Origin of the sequence: Streptomyces sp. FIT100, from assembly GCF_024584805.1 — a bacterium.
In the GTDB taxonomy this organism is placed as follows: Bacteria; Actinomycetota; Actinomycetes; order Streptomycetales; family Streptomycetaceae; genus Streptomyces.
This window is the reverse complement of sequence record NZ_CP075715.1, coordinates 992,155-1,009,147: the sequence shown is the minus strand read 5'-3', so window position 1 is coordinate 1,009,147 and position 16,993 is coordinate 992,155. Positions and strand designations below refer to the sequence as shown.

At 72.7% G+C, this 16,993-nt stretch carries 11 protein-coding genes; 8 read left to right on the top strand and 3 right to left on the bottom strand.

Going from position 1 to position 16,993, the window contains the following annotated elements; genetic code table 11:
* Positions 1-6 precede the first annotated feature (6 nt).
* Positions 7-1,284 (bottom strand): MFS transporter, encoded by a 1,278-nt coding sequence (locus tag KK483_RS04275; protein WP_262003844.1) that lies wholly within the window; start codon positions 1,282-1,284, stop codon positions 7-9.
* A gap of 201 nt (positions 1,285-1,485) precedes the next feature.
* On the opposite strand from KK483_RS04275, the gene KK483_RS04270 reads away from it, so the two are divergent.
* The 4 genes from KK483_RS04270 to KK483_RS04255 all read left to right on the top strand — a co-directional run bounded on the left by KK483_RS04270 (position 1,486) and on the right by KK483_RS04255 (position 9,878).
* Positions 1,486-2,202, top strand: coding sequence for a GntR family transcriptional regulator (locus KK483_RS04270; protein ID WP_262003842.1), 717 nt, complete (start codon positions 1,486-1,488; stop codon positions 2,200-2,202).
* A gap of 114 nt (positions 2,203-2,316) precedes the next feature.
* A complete protein-coding gene (locus tag KK483_RS04265; RefSeq protein ID WP_262003840.1) occupies positions 2,317-3,861 on the top strand; it encodes a hypothetical protein in 1,545 nt (514 codons plus the stop codon).
* A gap of 91 nt (positions 3,862-3,952) precedes the next feature.
* Positions 3,953-4,867 (top strand): hypothetical protein, encoded by a 915-nt coding sequence (locus KK483_RS04260; RefSeq protein ID WP_262003839.1) that lies wholly within the window; start codon positions 3,953-3,955, stop codon positions 4,865-4,867.
* 124 nt (positions 4,868-4,991) lie between these two features.
* Positions 4,992-9,878, top strand: a complete 4,887-nt coding sequence (locus KK483_RS04255) for a hypothetical protein (protein ID WP_262003837.1) — start codon at positions 4,992-4,994, stop codon at positions 9,876-9,878.
* Positions 9,879-10,069: 191 nt separating this feature from the next.
* Here the strand turns inward: KK483_RS04255 and KK483_RS04250 are convergent, their stop codons facing one another.
* Positions 10,070-10,489 (bottom strand): hypothetical protein, encoded by a 420-nt coding sequence (locus KK483_RS04250; RefSeq protein WP_262003835.1) that lies wholly within the window; start codon positions 10,487-10,489, stop codon positions 10,070-10,072.
* Positions 10,490-10,952: 463 nt separating this feature from the next.
* Between KK483_RS04250 and KK483_RS04245 the strand changes: the two genes are divergently transcribed.
* Genes KK483_RS04245 through KK483_RS04230 form a run of 4 tightly spaced genes read left to right on the top strand, consistent with a single transcriptional unit; the run spans position 10,953 to position 15,324 of the window.
* On the top strand, positions 10,953-13,772 hold the full coding sequence (locus KK483_RS04245) for a nitrate- and nitrite sensing domain-containing protein (protein ID WP_262003833.1): 2,820 nt from the start codon (positions 10,953-10,955) through the stop codon (positions 13,770-13,772).
* Positions 13,769-14,203 (top strand): roadblock/LC7 domain-containing protein, encoded by a 435-nt coding sequence (locus tag KK483_RS04240; protein WP_262003831.1) that lies wholly within the window; start codon positions 13,769-13,771, stop codon positions 14,201-14,203. The genes KK483_RS04245 and KK483_RS04240 overlap by 4 nt, the downstream gene beginning before the upstream one ends.
* A 16-nt stretch (positions 14,204-14,219) precedes the next feature.
* Positions 14,220-14,732, top strand: a complete 513-nt coding sequence (locus KK483_RS04235) for a DUF742 domain-containing protein (RefSeq protein WP_262003829.1) — start codon at positions 14,220-14,222, stop codon at positions 14,730-14,732.
* A complete protein-coding gene (locus tag KK483_RS04230) occupies positions 14,713-15,324 on the top strand; it encodes an ATP/GTP-binding protein (RefSeq protein WP_262003828.1) in 612 nt (203 codons plus the stop codon). Before KK483_RS04235 ends, KK483_RS04230 begins: the two co-directional genes overlap by 20 nt.
* Positions 15,325-15,466: 142 nt before the next feature.
* On the opposite strand, the gene glpK is transcribed toward KK483_RS04230, so the two are convergent.
* Positions 15,467-16,987 carry a glycerol kinase GlpK gene (gene glpK, locus KK483_RS04225; protein WP_262003826.1) on the bottom strand — a complete coding sequence of 507 codons (1,521 nt, stop codon included), beginning with the start codon at positions 16,985-16,987 and terminating at the stop codon, positions 15,467-15,469.
* Positions 16,988-16,993: the final 6 nt, after the last annotated feature.

Sequence of the window (16,993 nt, the reverse complement as noted above, 5' to 3'; positions counted from 1 at the left end):
CCGTCCTCACACGAGCTCTCGCCCGCGGGTCTCGGGCAGCCCGAGCAGCGCCACCACCGCGAGGCCGTAGCCGACGGCGCCGAAGACCAGGGCGCCGCCGACGCCCCAGCTCCCCGCCAGGAACCCGACGAGCGTGGGGAAGAAGGCCCCCACCGCCCGCCCGGTGTTGTACGTGAAGCCCTGACCCGTCCCGCGCACGGCCGTCGGATACAGCTCGGCCAGGAACGAACCGAAGCCGCTGAATATCGCCGACATGCAGAAGCCGAGCGGGAATCCGAGCACGAGCAGCAGTCCGTCCGCCCCCGACGGAATGTTCGTGTACGCCAGGATGCAGGCGGCGGAGAGCACGGCGAACAGGGCGATGTTCTTCTTGCGGCCCAGCACGTCCGTGAGCCAGCCGCCGGTGAGATAGCCGATGAAGGCGCCGGATATGAGGAAGGTCAGATAGCCGCCCGTACCGACGACCGTCAGTCCCCGCTCGGACTTGAGATAGGTCGGCACCCAGGTCGCGAGTGTGTAGTAGCCGCCCTGGACCCCGGTGGAGAGCAGCACCGCGAAGAGCGTCGTGCGCCCCAGGTCGTTGCGGAATATCGCCGTGAACGAGCCGCGTTCGCTGCTTGCGCGCCGGCGCTCGGTCGCCTCCGGCGCATCCGTCACGTTCCGCCGGACGTAGACGACGAGCAGGGCGGGCAGCGCGCCCGTCCAGAACATGACCCGCCACGCCGTGTCCGCGTCGAGGAACTGGAACACCAGCGTGTACACGACGACCGCCAGGGCCCAGCCGGCGGCCCAGGCGCTCTGGATCGCGCCGAGCGTGCGGCCCCGGTGCCTGGCCGTGGCGTACTCGGCGACGAGGATCGCGCCGACCGCCCATTCGCCGCCGAAGCCCAGGCCCTGGAGCGCCCGGAAGACCAGCAGGGTCTCGTAGTTGGGGGCGAAGCCGCAGGCGACGGTGAACACCGCGTACGTGACCACGGTGATCATCAGCGCCCGGACCCGGCCGATGCGGTCGGCCAGAATCCCGGCCAGTGCACCGCCGACGGCCGACACGACCAGCGTGACGGTGGTCAGCAGCCCGGTCTGTCCGCTGTCGAGGCTGAAGTAGGCGGCGATGGCCACCATGCTCAGCGGCAGCGTGAAGAAGTCGTAGGAGTCCAGGGCGTATCCGCCGAACGCGCCGCCGAAGGCCCGGCGGCCACGCGGTCCGAGCGCGCGAAGGAAGGCGAACGCACCGGTGTCTTCGGGTCGTTCGCCCTGCTTCGGCTGCGTCTGGGTCGTACTCATCTGCACCTCGCAGAAGGGGGAGGGGCGCGGCTGAGACCTGCGCTCGGCATCAGGCTGTGATGCCGGCCACACCGAGCGTAGGGGATTGTTCAACGATCCGACAAGAGTCATGTTGTCTCGTCCTTGCTCGTGCGGTTGAATCCGGTGAATCCGGACGTCGTCACAGGGACCGGCGGCCGTGGAGCACGAAGAGAGGGCGCTGTGGGGACGACGGGGTCCGGACACGGCCAACTGGCGGACGACCGCGCGCTGCTGGGTCGGACCAGCACGGCCGAGCGGGTCGCCGACATCCTGCGCACCCGGATCGCCGAGGGCTTCTTCCCTCCCGGGGCCCGGCTCTCGGAGGACAGCATCGGCACCGCGCTCGGCGTCTCGCGCAACACGCTCCGCGAGGCATTCCGCCTGCTGACCCACGAACGCCTGCTCGTCCACCAGCTCAACCGCGGGGTGTTCGTGCGCGTGCTGGCCGTCGAGGACGTCGAGGACATCTACCGCACCCGCCGGCTCGTCGAGTGCGCGGTCGTCCGAGGGCTCGGCAAGCCGCCGTTCGCCGTCGACGGGCTGCGCACCGCCGTCATCACCGGCGAACAGGCCGCATCCGTGGAGGACTGGAAGGGCGTCTCCACCGCCAACATCCACTTCCACCGGGAGCTCGTCGCGCTCGCACGCAGCGTCCGCACCGACGAGCTCATGCGCGGCGTCCTCGCCGAACTCCGCCTCGCCTTCCACGTCGTGGACGACCCCCGCGGGCTCCATGAGCCGTATCTCGTGCGAAACCGGGAGATTCTGGAAGCTCTCAAGGCGGGGAAGCGGGACGGCGCGGAGCGGCTCCTCGCCGCCTACCTCGACGACTCGCGCACCCGGCTCGTACGGGTGTACGCGGGACTCGTCCAGGACGGGGACGCGGCGGAGCGCTGACACGGGCGCTGACACGGGCGCGGGCACGGGTACGGGCGCTGACACGGGCACGGTGGGCGCGGGGTTTCTGCGCCGTTTCGACCGTTGTCAGTCCGAGGACCTAGTCTGTGCACCGTGACTTTGCCTGCCCCGACGGAATCCGTTCCGCCCCAGCTCAGCGCGGGGCCGCGCCCCGCGCAGGGGCCGGCCGCCGACGAAGGGCTGGCGCGGCGGCTCCGCGCGCTCGCATGCACCGCCCCGCTGCACGATCTGGACACCCGCAAAGCCAATCTCGCGGGGGAGTACTCGGTGTACGCGATGGCCGAAGTCGCCCTCGCCGCCATCGATCTCGTCACGCTCAACATGGACTTCGACACCGGTGCCGACCACGAGCAGATAGTGGCGAGACTGCTGCCGCGCGTCGCGGCGCAGGCCCCGCAGCGCCCCCTGGCGGAGCATGAGCGGGTGGCCCGCTGGGTGCTGGAGAACCTGATCAACGTGGGCAGCGTCGACCGCGGCTTCCGTGCCGTCTATGGCACTTTCGGGCCGGACGGTGCATATGTCCGCCGGGACTACGACTTCAAGCTCATCGAAGAAGTCCCCGGCCACGGCGGCAGCGTCTACCTCCGTACGACGGACGAAGCCGTCAACGTCCTCGTCGGAGCGCTCGACACGGACGTCACCAGCGCGCAGATCGCGGCCGAGGTGAAGCTGGAGGTCCTCATCAGCCGGGGCCGGCTCGCCGACGCCCAGCTCGCCGCCGAGCAGGCCCGCTACCGGACCGTTCAGTACGCGGAGACGCTCCGCAGGACGCTCGAGGCGACCCGCCGCAACGTGCGCGCCGTCGACTGGCTCAACACGGTGCCCGACATGATCGCCGAAGCGCTCGACCACGTCGCCGACCGCTACCGCCACGAGAACGCGATCCTGACCAACATCCGCAAGGCACGCGACGAGGCCGAGACCGGGTCCGATCCGAGGACGGGCGAGCACAAGCGCCGGGCCGCCGAGCTCGTCGACATAGTCAAGGACTGCATCCGCCGCCACACCCAGCTCCAGTCACGGCTGCTGGAGGCCGGCCCGCTCTTCCGTGCCGAGCAGGACCGCCAGGCATTCGCCGCACCGGCGGCGCGCTCCGGGACGGACCTGTACGGGCACCTCCTCGCCCCGCTGCTCCCGCTCCCCGTGGACCAGGCCATCCGCGTCACCGACGCCTTCTTCGCCCGCGGTACGGGGCTGCGCACCCCCGCCTCCGTGCGCGTCGGCGACCTCGTCGAGCTGCTGCTCACCCCTCCGGTCGAGCGCGAGCACCTGGGCGCCGAAATGCCGGAGCCCGACCTCATCGCCACCCCCGACGACAGCCGCTTCAGCGAGGAGCAGCTCGCGAGCGCCATGGAGCTGCTCGATCTGGAGCACGACGCACCCCGCCGGCTCTCCGGCCTGCTCGCCGAGGCCCGCCGCCGCGACCCGGACCTCCCGTACCTGGTCGCGCTGCTGGCCGTCCACGCGGCGAGCCCCCCGGTCGGCACGGCCTACCGACAGGGCGAACAGCGCCTGCTCTTCGCCGTCGACGACGGCACGGAGCTCGACGACCCCGAGTTCGGCGGCGCCGACCTGATCGTGGGCACGGCCCTGCTGGACGCGGCGGGCATGGCGGCGGACCGCACGGAGTCGGCGTGAGCCCGCCCCGCCCCACCACCGCCGGCGCCCCCGTCCCTGCCCCGGCCCACCGCGAGCCGCCGAACCACCACCCCGCAGAGGAGCACCAGCCGTGAGCCAGCAGCACGCAGAGCACGCCGGGGCGTGGAGCGAGCCGGGTGGTGCGCCGCAGGGACCGCCGTCCGGCCCGATCTCCGCGGCCGCCGGCGTCACGCCCGCCGACGCGGCCGACGCCGCCCGCCTCGTCTCCTTCGGGCTCCAGCCCAAGCTGCTGCCCGCGCGCGACGCCGAGTACGCCGACCTGCTGCGGCGCTACCGGGAAGAGCCCGCCTTCGCGCGGCTCGCCGACGCCGTCGCCACCGGTCTCGGCCTGGTCGTCCTCGAAGTCTCCCCGCGCGCCGGCATGGCCGTGACCGCGGGCGAGGACTCGGTCTTCGCCGTCCGCATGGGCGACTACGCGCGTCGCGCCTCCACCGACTCGGCCGACCGCTTCCTCCACGGCCTCGCGCACCTGGCCGTCGCCGCCATGGCGTTCCCGCGCCCCGAAGACCTCGCCGACGACGGGTACATCGGCCGGATCACCGTCAACGGCATCGACGCGTTCATACGGCAGGCGTGCCGCAGGCTGGAGGAGCGCGCCGAGCAGCAGGGCGAGAACACCGACCCGGCATCCGGCACCCCCGGCCTCGAAGCCGCCTGGCGGATCTACGCCCGCCGCAGCGCCACGGGCGCGACCAAGGACGCCCGGCGGCTCGCGGGATCCACCACCGGCATCGTCGGCAAGGCCGTCGCCTTCCTCACCGACTCCGGCTTCCTCCAGCGCACCGGCGACGACGCCGGCGGGGCGTACCGCACGACCGCCCGGTACCAGCTGCAGGTCCGCGACATGGCGGGCAGCGCCGCCATGGCCGAGCTGCTGGAGCTCGGCATCGTCCCCGTCACGGACGGCACGGCGACACTCCTGCCGCCACCCGACGCCGACGGCCTGGAGCTGGCCGCCGACGCCGGTCTGCCCTTCCACACCTGACACGGCCCGCCCCGCTCCACCCCGCTCACCGCCCAACCTGTCGACCACCGCCCAACCCCGTTGACCACCGCCCAACCCGTTGACCACCGCCCAACCCTCCTGAGAACAACGAGAGTCCGCCGCCATGTACGAGCTGTCCCGGGTACGCCTCTACTCCATCGGGCCCGCCGGTGCGCGCTACGCCGACACCGTGCTGGACCTGCGCGGAGTCGGTGCGCCCGTGCCCCACCCGGCTCCCATGCAGGCCGAGTTCTTCGAGGAGGAGCCGGTCGGCCCGCCGCGCCGCCCGGCCCCCGCGGGCGTGCTCTTCCTGGAGAACGGCGGCGGCAAGTCCGTCCTGCTCAAGCTGATCTTCTCGGTGATGCTCCCCGGGCACCGCAACACACTGGGCGGAGCCAGCTCGGGCGTGCTGCGGAAGTTCCTGCTCGCCGACGACTGCGGACACGTGGCCCTCGAATGGCAGCACACCCTCACCGGCGAGCTGGTCGTCGTCGGCAAGGTCAGCGAGTGGCGGGGGCGGCAGGTCTCCAACGACCCGCGCAAGTTCGCCGAAGCCTGGTACTCCTTCCGGCCCGGTCCCGGCCTGAGCCTCGACTCGCTCCCGGTCGCGGAGTCCACCGCGGTGCGCCCGCCCGTCGAGGGCGCCTCCGGCGCGCAGGGCCGCCGCCGCACCATGAAGGGCTTCCGCGACGCGATCACCGATGCGGGCAAGGCGTACCTGCATCTCGACGTGTACTGGGAAGAGATCCACGACCGCTGGAACGAACACCTCGGCGACCTGGGTCTCGACCCCGAACTCTTCCGCTACCAGCGGGAGATGAACGCCGACGAGGGTGAGGCCGCCGGGCTCTTCGCGGTCAAGAAGGACTCCGACTTCACCGATCTGCTGCTGCGGGCCGTCACCGACACCAGGGACACGGACGGGCTCGCCGACCTCGTCAGCGGCTTCGGCAACAAACTCGGCCGCCGCTCCGAACTCACCGCGGAACGCGACTTCACCGCCGGCTCCTTCGATCTGCTCGGCCGCATCGTCGAGGCGGCCGAGGCGCGGGCACGGGCGCGCGACATCCACTCCGGCGCCGAGCGCCGTACACGCACGCTCGCCCGCAGGCTCTCCGCTCGCGGGGGCGAGGAACGCCACCGCGCCGCGGACCTCGCCGAGCAGGTCACCGGCGCCGCGGACACCGTGACCGAGGCCGAGCGCGCCCGCGGCCGCAGCTCGCTCATCGCGGCCGAACTGGCCTACCGGCACGCGTCCCTGGCGCTCACCGCCGCCGAGAAGAGCGCCGCCGCGCAGCGCCGCGAGCTGACCGACGCCCGCACGCTGCACTCGGCCTGGCAGGCCGCCGAAGCGGTGCTCAGGCACCGCGCTGCCGCCGACCGCTCGGCGCGCGTCGCCGCCGCCATCCGCGAGGCCGAGCGGGACGCCGCCCCCGCGCTGGCCGCCCGTGCCACCGCCGCGGCCGACCTGGTGCGCGCGCTGCACTCCGCGGCCGAGGACGCCGAACGGGTGGCCAACGAGGAGGAGGAGCGCTCCACCGCGCTCCAGGAGGCCGGCGAGTCCGCCCACCGCGACGCCACATCGGCTGCGACCGAGGCACAGCGCGCGCGAAGCGAGGCCGGACATCTGCGCCAGCGCCTCGCCGAGGTCGAGCAGGAGACCGCGGAGGCCGTCCGCGCGGGCTGGCTCGACGACACCGCCCCCGACGCCGACCCGGCCCGTGCCGCGCTCGCCGCCAGTGACGCGGAGAAGACCGCCGTGGCCGCCTGGGACGCGGCCCGAGACGCCGCGCGCGAGGCCGCGGACCGCGCCCGCGAGGCCGCCGCCGCCGAGACCCGGGCCGAGCTCGCGGCGGCCCGGGCGTCGGACGCCGCAGAGGCCGCGGACCACGCCCACCAGGCGGAGCGCCGCGCGGCCGCGTCCATCGCCGAGTCCGAGCGCCTCGCCGAACTCCTGAGCCTGCCCCCGGCCACCGCCGCCCCGGCAGTCCCGGGCCCGCGTCGCGCAACTGCCCCCGGGGAAACGCCCGGCGCAGGGGACTCGCCCGAGGGGACCGAAGGCGCCGCACGCGGTACCGACGGCCCTGCCGGCTCCGCAGGGGGACAGGTCACCCCGGCAGGACCTTCCACCCGCGGCGTCGAAGGGCCCCTCGCCCCCGAGGAGTTGGACCGCTACGCCGACGACCTGCGCGAGCTCCTTGAGCAGGGGGTCGCCGCGGCCGAACGGCAGCTGTTCGAGCTGAGGACCGCGGCCGCCGACGACGCCCGCATCCTCGGGGCGCTCGGTGACGGCGGACTGCTCCCGCCCGGCCCCGATGTGCTGGCCACCGTCGAACTCCTCGGCGAGCACGGCATCCCCGCGCTCCCCGGCTGGCGCTACCTCGCGCAGGCCGTCGACCCCGCCGACCACGCCGCCGTGCTCGCCGCACGGCCCGAGCTGGTGGACGGCGTCGTGATCACCGACCCCGTCTCCTACGCCCGCGCCCGCGAGGTGCTCTCCGGCGCCGCGCTGCTCCCGCGGTCCACGGTGGCCGTCGGCACCGCCGCCGCGCTCCTCGCGCCGGTGCCCGGGCCCGGCACCGGGGGCGGCGCCGAGGTCTTCCTCGTACCGCCGAACCCCGCCATGCACGACGAGCAGGCCGCCGACGAGGAGCGGCAGGCGCTGCGCGCCCGGGCGGCCGCACGGGACGAGGAGATCCGCACGCTGGCCGCACGGCTGGCGGGGGACCGGGCGCTGGCCGCGCGCATCGGGTCCTGGCGCGGTGACTGCCCGCCCGGCATGCTCGCCGAGCTCGACGCGGCAGCACAGACGGCCGCCGACGCCGCCGCCGCGGCGGCGGCGAAGCTCACCGAGGCACGTGCCGCTCGGGCCGAGGCCGACGAGGCCGCCGCCGACACCGCCCGTGTGCGCGACGAGCGCCAGGACACCGCCCAGCGCACCCGCCGAGCCGCAGACGCGCTCGCCGGGCTTGCGTTCCGCCTGCGCGAGAGGGCCGGCTGGCAGGCCAAGGTCCGCGAACTGGCCGACGACGCCGCCGAGTCCGAGACCAAGGCGGCCGTCTGGCTGGAGCGGGCCCGCGCTGCCGACGAGGACCGCCGCGCGGCCCAGCGCGCGGCCGACGACGCCCGCCGCACCGCGCGGGCCCTGCGCGCCGAGCGTGCCGAGATCGCCGGCGCCCCCGAGCAGCTCCCGGAAGCGGACTCCGGGAATCCAGAGGGCACCGGAGCACCGCGCGCCGCGCTCCCCGCCCTGCGCGAGGCATATCGCTCCGCCTCACAGCTGTACGAGAAGGTCGGTGTCGGCGCCGACCTGCGTGCCGAGCAGGCCCGCGCCGAGAGCGACGAGAGTGCGGCCCTCAACGAACTGGACCGGCTCACCAACAAGGTGCGCACCCGCGCCGCCCAGCTCCTCGAGGGCACCGACGGCGCCGACGGCCCGTCCCGGCAGGCGGCCGCTGCCCGCGCCGAATCGCTGGTCCAGATGCTGGAGTCCCGTGCCTCCGAGGCGAGCGAGAAGCTCGGCCGGCTGCGGGGCGACGCCGAACGCCTCGCCCCGCAGGACGGCGAAGCGCACACCGAACTGCCGGAGGAGCTGGTCCCCGCCGACGCCGAGCACGCCCAGACGCTGCTGCGCACGGCCACGGCGGAACTCGCCGCACGCACCGACGCCCTGGACACCGCGCGGGCCACCCATGCCGGACTGCTGCGCGCTCACCGGGCCGCGGAGGACGCGGCGGGCGGCTTCGACGAGACCGCGGCACTGCTGAGGGACCTGCTCAGGGAGCACACGGACGAGGAGCACGAGACCCCGGAGCCGTACCCGGGCAGCCTGGAGGAGGCCCGGCAGTCCGCCGCCGAGGCCCGGCGCTCGCTGCGCGGCTGCGCCTCCGACCTGTCCGCCGCGGAAGCGTCCGTACGGGAGGCGAGCGATGTGCTCGTCCGGCATGCCAACTCCACCCGCTTCGAAGCCGTACGCACCCCGGCGCGCCAGCAGATCCGTGAACTTCCCGCGGCCGCACTGCCCGAGCACGCCGCGAAGTGGGCCGAGGCGTTCGCACCGAGGCTCCGCGTGCTGACGGATGAGCTGGCACAGCTGGAGCGCAACCGCGACTCGATCGTGGACCGGCTGCGCGGATTGGTGGAGTCCGCGCTCACGACGCTCCGTTCGGCACAGCGGCTCTCCCGGCTGCCCGAAGGGCTCGGCGAGTGGTCGGGCCAGGAGTTCCTCCGCATCCGTTTCGACGAGCCGGACCAGGCGACGCTCACGGAGCGGCTCGGCGAGGTCATCGACGAGGCGACCCGCGCCGCCGTGAAGAAGAACTCCGATCTGCGCCGGGACGGCATGTCCCTGCTGCTGCGCGGTGTGCAGGCGGCGCTTCAGCCGAAGGGCGTCGCCGTCGAGATCCTCAAGCCCGACGCCGTGCTGCGCGCCGAGAGGGTGCCGGTCGGGCAGATGGGCGACGTCTTCTCCGGCGGCCAGCTCCTCACCGCGGCCATCGCCCTGTACTGCACGATGGCGGCCCTGCGCAGCAACGACCGCGGCCGGGACAAGCACCGGCACGCCGGCACGCTGTTCCTGGACAACCCCATCGGCCGTGCGAACGCCACGTATCTGCTGGAGCTCCAGCGCGCGGTCTCCGACGCCCTCGGCGTCCAACTGCTCTACACCACGGGGCTGTTCGACACGACCGCTCTCGCCGAGTTCCCGCTCGTCATCCGCCTCCGCAACGACGCGGACCTGCGGGCCGGTCTGAAGTACATCAGCGTCGAGGAGCATCTGCGGCCCGGTCTTCCGCAACAGCGCACCGAAGGCGAGACCGTGCACGGGGAGATCACCGCCACCCGTATGTTCAAGCGCAGTGCGGACGAGACGGCGCCCGTCGACGGGCCGGCGACGGCCTCTGCCGATGCGCCGGCGAGTGGCGCGGACGCCCCCGGACCGGCCGCACCGGTGTCCTCCGCACCGGTGTCCTCCGCACCGGCGCCGTCGACGCCCGCGCCCGGCGCGTAGACGCCGGCCGGTCGCAGGGGACCCGTGGCACGACACCGGTGCCGTGGCACCACCGCCACGGGACCGGCGCCACGGCACCGGCGGCGAGGGCCCGTCAACGGCCCAGGCCAACGCCCCACGCCAACGTCCCCACGCCAACGTCCTACGCGAACTGCCCACGTCACCACACCATCGGGGGCGCCGACGGGTGGTCAGGCCTCCGACAGCCAGCCGCCGCCTGTGCGCCGACTCCGTATCCGCGCGGCCTCACGCGCGGCGCTCCGCACCGCCCGGCGCTGCCTGCGCCGCTCGCGCCTCAGCCGACGCGCCGTGCTGCTCGGCACCGAGACGACACCGTGCCGCTGGTTCCACACCTGGCGGGTCACCCAGACGTCGAGGACCGCCCATGTCGCCACGACCGTGCTCCCCACGCTGCCGAGCACCATCGGGAACGCCAGCCATGAGCCCGTGAGACTGAAGAGGAACGCCACCATCGCCTGAATCATCGTCACCGCCACGACTATCACCGCACGCACGGCCGATGTGCGCACCGGATCAGGCATCCGCCGCCGGATGGCCGGCTCCTCCACCCAGAGCCGCCCCCGCACACCTGTCTCATCCGCCGTAGCCATGGCCCGCGTCCACTCCCCACCACTGTCCGACTGCAGGGTGCCTGCCCGGATTTCACCGTCTTTACGCCGTGTCAGGCGTGCCTGTGCCGACACATCACCGGCACAGGCGGAACCGCCGAAACCACCGCAGCCCCCGACAACTCCCGTTCCCCGCACAGGAAGACGAACGAATCCCGCCGAAGATTCCCACGGTAGGAAGAATTCCAGCCATCCATTCGGGAACGGAATGCTGCATTCTGCCAGGTGTCCTGGGCCACACCCGCATGGTCCAACTCCCCGAATACCAGGACAACCCATGATCAACGTGCCGCCTCACGGCTGAAAATCGTCCGGACGTGTCTTCGAGTTGGCAGTGCGTCAGTAGTAGGCTCGCGCCGTTTGTTGACGGTAGTCGACGCAAGTTGACGGAAAACACAAGCGGAATCACCGCCCGCCCGCAGCGGGCGCCGATCTGGGGGAGGCCATGCGCTTTCGCGGGAAGTCCATCCGCAGGAAGATCGTGGCGCTGCTGCTCGTGCCGCTCGTGTCCCTCACCGCGCTGTGGGGATTCGCGACCGCACTGACCGGCCAGGAAGCCAAGCAGCTCCTGGACGTGGGCTACATCATCGGCAAGGTCGGCCACCCCATCGAGGACACCGTCCGCGTCATCCAGAAGGAACGCCGCCAGACCCTGATCTATCTCGCGGACCCGCGCGCATCCGACGCCCTGACCACGCTGCGCCGCCAACGCGCCGCCACCGACGTGGCCGTGGCCGAAATCCGCGACAGCGCCGACGACTCCGGTGTACGCGACTCGATCCGGCCCGATGCGTCACAGCGGCTCGATTCGCTCGTCGACGCCCTCGACGGACTCGGCTCACTGCGCCGCAACGTCGAGAAGAGCGCCATCACCCGTGCCCAGGCACTCGAGTTCTACAACCGGCTCGTCGACCCCTGCTACACCTTCCTCACCTCCCTCCACGCACTGGAGGACGTGGAACTGGAGAAGCAGGGCCGCGCCCTCGTCGGCGTGAGCCGCGCCCGCGAACTGCTCGCCCGCGAGGACGCGCTCGTCACCTCCGCGCTGATCACACGCCGGATCACCGCCGCGGAGATCCGCGCGATCTCCGACCTCGCGGCCAACCGGGCGCTGCTGTACGAGACAAGCCTCGAAGTCCTGCCCGCGTCCGAGCGGGAGATCCTCGAACGGTACTGGCGCAGCCCCGACACCCAGCCGCTGCGCGAGGCTGAGGAGAGACTGATCGCGGGCGGCCCCACCAAGTACCCGCGCGCCATCGACGCGCCGTGGTGGCAGGAGCAGGCGACCCCCGTCCTGGACGACCTCGCCCGGCAGAGCACCGAGGCGGGCGACCGTTACCAGGACCGCGTCGAGCCCGCCGCGTACGACGTCCTCGTCAGGGCCGGAGTGGCCGGCGTGCTCGGCTTCCTCGCCCTGCTGGTCTCCGTCGTCGTCTCCGTACGCATCGGCCGCGATCTCGTCCGGGCGCTCTCCCGGCTCCGCAAGGAGGCGCACGAGGTCTCCGGCGTCCGTCTGCCCAGCGTCATGCGCAGGCTCGCCGCCGGTGAGACGGTGGACGTCGAGACCGAAGCACCGCACCTCGAATACGAGAAGGACGAGATAGGCCAGGTCGGCCAGGCGCTCAACACCCTCCAGCGGGCCGCCGTCGAGGCCGCCGTCCGACAGGCCGATGTGCGCCGCGGCGTCTCGGAGGTCTTCGTCAACCTCGCCCGCCGCAACCAGGTGCTGCTCCACCGCCAGCTGACGCTGCTCGACGCCATGGAGCGGCGCACCGAGGACAGCGAGGAACTCGCCGACCTCTTCCGGCTCGACCACCTCACGACCCGCATGCGCCGGCACGCCGAGGGCCTCGTGATCCTCTCCGGGGCCGCCCCGTCCCGCCAGTGGCGCAAGCCCATCCAGCTCATGGACGTCGTCCGCGCAGCGGTCGCCGAGGTCGAGGACTACGAGCGCGTCGAGGTCCGGCGGCTGCCGCGGATCGGCGTGGGCGGGGCCGCGGTCGCCGACCTCACCCATCTGATCGCGGAACTGCTGGAGAACGCCACGGTGTTCTCGCCCCCGCACACCGCCGTGCAGGTGCACGGCGAGCGGGTCGCCAACGGCTTCACCCTGGAGATCCACGACCGCGGACTCGGCATGACGCCCGAGGCGCTGCTCGACGCGAACCTCCGGCTCGCCGAGACGCCCGAGTTCGAGCTCTCCGACACCGACCGCCTCGGCCTGTTCGTCGTCAGCCGGCTGGCCCAGCGGCAGAACGTCCGGATCTCGTTGCAGCCTTCGCCCTACGGAGGCACGACCGCGGTCGTCTTCATCCCGGCCACGCTTCTCACCGACGCGCCGGACACGGAGGGGACCGGGTTCCGCCTCGACCGCGCGAGCGACCGCAAGAGCGGCCGTATCGACCGCGACGGCCCGCCGGAAAGGGGCCGTGACAGGCGTCGTTCCGACGGCGGCAGGCTGGCCGCCCTGTCCAAGGTGCCCACGGGGCTCACCAGTCCCTCCGTGCTCGACGGTCCCGTCGAACTGGAGCCCCCCGTCGGCGCGCTGGGCTTCGACGACCGTCCGGCGCTCGGCGGCATCGACACGATCGAGTCCATCGGAGTGATCGATTCCGCCGCCGACATCGAGGACACGGAGAGCGAGCGCGGCGGGCTGTTCCGCGCCCGCGACTTCCTGCGCACGCCGTCCGACGAGCAGCACCAGCAGGCGTCCGACCAGGTGCCGCAGCGGCCGCGCGGCGGCGGCCCGCGCCCGACGGGCCCCGTTCCGCTGCCGCGCCGGACGCCGCCGACGCTGGTCAGCGACAACGGCCGCCGCGTGGACGAGGCGGGGCGCGCCCATCCCGCCCCCAACCGGGCCCCGTCCTTCGGCCGGACCGCGGACGCGGCGGGTCGGACCGCGGACGCGGCGGAGACTGCCTCTTCCGTGGGGAAGGCCGAGGAGGCCCCGGCCAAGGGGACACCGGGCAAGGAGGGAGGGCGCGTGACGAACAACGGCGGTCTGCCCCGGCGCGTCCGCCAGGCCAGCCTCGCGCCGCAGCTGCGCGCGGACGCCTCGGCGGGCCGCGTCGCCTCCGCCTCCACCGGCGGCGCATCGGCGGACGGGCCGGACATCGAACGTGACGCGGAAGAAGTACGCGCGCGCATGGCCGCGATGCAGCGGGGCTGGCAGCGCGGACGCCGGCACAACGCCGAGGACGCCACCGGCCCCGACGGCACCGCCGGAACAGCACACGGAACGACACCGGAGGAGAACGGTCGATGACCGCACCGAACGCCGCAGAAGACGACACCGCCGGGGGCGGCGAGCTCAACTGGCTCCTGGACGAACTGGTCGAGCGGGTCGGCTCCATCCGCAAGGCGCTGGTGCTCTCCAGCGACGGCTTGGCGACCGGCAGGTCCAAGGACCTCACCCGCGAGGACGGCGAGCACCTCGCCGCCGTCGCCTCCGGTTTCCACAGCCTCGCCAAGGGCGTGGGCCGCCACTTCGACGTGGGGCAGGTCCGGCAGACCGTCGTCGAACTCGACGACGCCTTCCTCTTCGTCACCGCGGCGGGTGACGGCAGCTGCCTCGCCGTGCTGACCGACTCCGACTCCGACGTCGGCCAGGTCGCCTACGAGATGACGTTGATGGTCAAGCGGGTGGGCGTCCACCTCGCCACGGCACCACGGACCGGGCTGACCTCCGGAGGGTGAGTGAATGGCATGAATCATGAATGACACCGGACAACGCGCCGGACACTCCGGACGAGACCCCGGGCGGGACGCCGGATACCAGAACGCCGGACGAGACGGGGGACAGGACTCCGGACAAGGCACCGGCCAGGGCTCCGGCCAGGACGCCCAGCATGCATCCCACTGGTTCGACGACGACGCGGGACCGGTGGTCCGTCCGTATGCCATGACCCGCGGCCGCACGAGCAGCGCGACCCGGCACCGGCTCGATCTGATCGCGCTCGTCGTCCCCGAACCGGCCGCCGACAACCCGGGCGGGGACCAGACGCTCTCGCCCGAGCACGTCGAGATCATCGAACGCTGCAGCACCATCCCGCAGTCCATCGCCGAGCTCGCCGCCGGACTCGACCTCCCCGTCGGGGTGGTCCGGGTCCTCGTCGGCGACCTCGTCGACGACGCGCTCGTCCACGTATCCCGTCCCGTTCCGCCGGCCGAGCTGCCGGACGTGAGCATTCTCCGCGAGGTGATCAATGGTCTTCGAGCGCTCTAGCCGCTCGGGCGCGCAGCGGCCGGTCGAGCCGGTGACGCTGAAGCTCCTGGTGGCGGGCGGCTTCGGGGTCGGCAAGACGACGCTCGTCGGCGCTGTCAGCGAGATCAGACCACTGCGCACCGAGGAGACCCTCAGCGAGGCCGGCCGTCCCGTCGACGATCTCGACGGCGTCGAGTCGAAGGGCACGACGACCGTCGCCATGGACTTCGGCCGGATCACCCTCCGGGACGACCTGGTGCTCTACCTCTTCGGCACGCCCGGCCAGGACCGCTTCTGGTTCCTCTGGGACGAACTCGCCCAGGGCGCCCTCGGCGCGGTGGTCCTCGCCGACACGCGCCGCCTGGAGGACTCCTTCGCGGCGATCGACTACTTCGAACGCCGCGGGATCCCGTTCACCGTCGGCGTCAACTGCTTCGACGGCGCGGACCGCTTCCCCATCGACACGGTACGGGCCGCACTCGACCTCGACCCCGAGGTGCCGCTGATGCTGTGCGACGCCCGGGAGCGCGAGTCGGTGAAGTCGGTGCTGGTGGCGGTCGTGGAACACGCCCTGGACCGCTCCACCCGGGAGCGCGAGCCCGCCGTGACCTGACAGAGCGCGTCAGGATCCGACACGGTCCGTACCCCCACCGACAGGGGTACGGACCGTGGCTCATGGGGAGACGGCAGTCCTGCGACCGCAGCAGGGCCAGGCCCTTGTCGTTCGGAAATCCGGCCGGATCCAAACGACAGGGCTACGCGCCGCCCTCCTTGTGCCAGCCGAAGCTGCGCTCCACGGCCCTGCGCCAGTTGTCGTACTCCCGCTCCCTGGCCTCCGCGCCCATCCGCGGCGACCACTCGGCATCGCGCTGCCAATGCGTCTTCAGCTCGTCCAGGCCGCCCCACACCCCGGTGGCGAGACCCGCCGCGTACGCCGCGCCCAGGCAGGTCGTCTCCGCCACCTTCGGCCTGATCACGGGCACGCCGAGGACATCCGCCTGATGCTGCATCAGCAGCTGGTTGGCGGTCATTCCGCCGTCGACCTTCAGCGTCGTGATCGGCACGCCCGAGTCCTGGTACATGGCGTCCACGACCTCGCGCGTCTGCCAGCTCGTCGCCTCCAGCACCGCCCGCGCCAGATGCGCCTTGGTGACGTACCCGGTCAGCCCGGTGATGACACCGCGGGCGTCGGCCCGCCAGTACGGCGCGTACAGACCGGAGAAGGCGGGCACGATGTACGCCCCGCCGTTGTCGTCCACGCTCGCCGCCAGTGTCTCGATCTCGTCCGCGCTGCGGATGATCCCGAGCTGGTCCCGGAACCACTGCACCAGGGCTCCGGTGATCGCGATCGACCCCTCCAGGCAGTAGACCGGAGCCTCCTGGCCGATCTTGTAGCCGACGGTGGTGATCAGTCCGCTCTTCGACGGGACCGGCCGGCTTCCTGTGTTGAGCAGCAGGAAACTGCCGGTGCCGTACGTGTTCTTCGCCGTGCCCGTGTCGTAGCACGCCTGGCCGAAAATGGCCGCCTGCTGGTCGCCGAGCGCGGAGGCGACCGGCACACCGTCGAGCCGCCCGACGGCCGTTCCGTACACCTCGGCCGATGACCGGATCTCCGGGAGCACGGCTTCGGGCACCCGCATCGCCGCCAGGATCGAGGGGTCCCACCGGAGGGTCTCCAGGTTCATCAGCATGGTGCGCGAGGCGTTGGTGACGTCGGTGACGTGCACACCGCCCTCCGTGCCGCCGGTGAGGTTCCAGATCAGCCAGGAGTCGATGGTGCCGAACGCGATCTCACCGCGCTCCGCCCTGCCGCGCAGCCCGGGCACGTTGTCCAGCAGCCATGCCGCCTTGGGCCCGGAGAAGTAGCTCGCGAGGGGCAGCCCGGTCGCATCGCGGAAACGGTCCTGCCCGTCCGCCCCGCCGAGTTCGGCACACAGCGCCGTCGTCCGTGTGTCCTGCCAGACGATCGCGTTGTGCACCGGCTTGCCCGTGGCGCGGTCCCACAGCACCGTCGTCTCGCGCTGGTTGGTGATGCCGAGCGCGCTGAGCTGCTCGGCGCGCAGTCCGGCCTTGGCCAGCGCCCCCGCGACCACGGCCTGGACCTTGGACCAGATCTCGGTCGCGTCGTGCTCGACCCAGCCGGGCTTGGGGAAGATCTGACGGTGCTCGCGCTGGTCGACGGCGACGACGGCGCCGTTCCTGTCGAAGATGATGCAGCGGCTCGACGTGGTGCCCTGGTCGATCGCGGCGACGAATTTCTCGGAGGTGTCCGTCATGACGTC

Coding starts and splice junctions, on each gene's coding strand:
- KK483_RS04275 (WP_262003844.1), bottom strand. CDS start 1,284: ATGAGTACGACCCAGACGCAGCCGAAGCAGGGCGAACGACCCGAAGAC.
- KK483_RS04255 (WP_262003837.1), top strand. CDS start 4,992: ATGTACGAGCTGTCCCGGGTACGCCTCTACTCCATCGGGCCCGCCGGT.
- KK483_RS04250 (WP_262003835.1), bottom strand. CDS start 10,489: ATGGCTACGGCGGATGAGACAGGTGTGCGGGGGCGGCTCTGGGTGGAG.
- KK483_RS04245 (WP_262003833.1), top strand. CDS start 10,953: ATGCGCTTTCGCGGGAAGTCCATCCGCAGGAAGATCGTGGCGCTGCTG.
- KK483_RS04240 (WP_262003831.1), top strand. CDS start 13,769: ATGACCGCACCGAACGCCGCAGAAGACGACACCGCCGGGGGCGGCGAG.
- KK483_RS04235 (WP_262003829.1), top strand. CDS start 14,220: ATGAATGACACCGGACAACGCGCCGGACACTCCGGACGAGACCCCGGG.
- KK483_RS04230 (WP_262003828.1), top strand. CDS start 14,713: ATGGTCTTCGAGCGCTCTAGCCGCTCGGGCGCGCAGCGGCCGGTCGAG.
- glpK (WP_262003826.1), bottom strand. CDS start 16,987: ATGACGGACACCTCCGAGAAATTCGTCGCCGCGATCGACCAGGGCACC.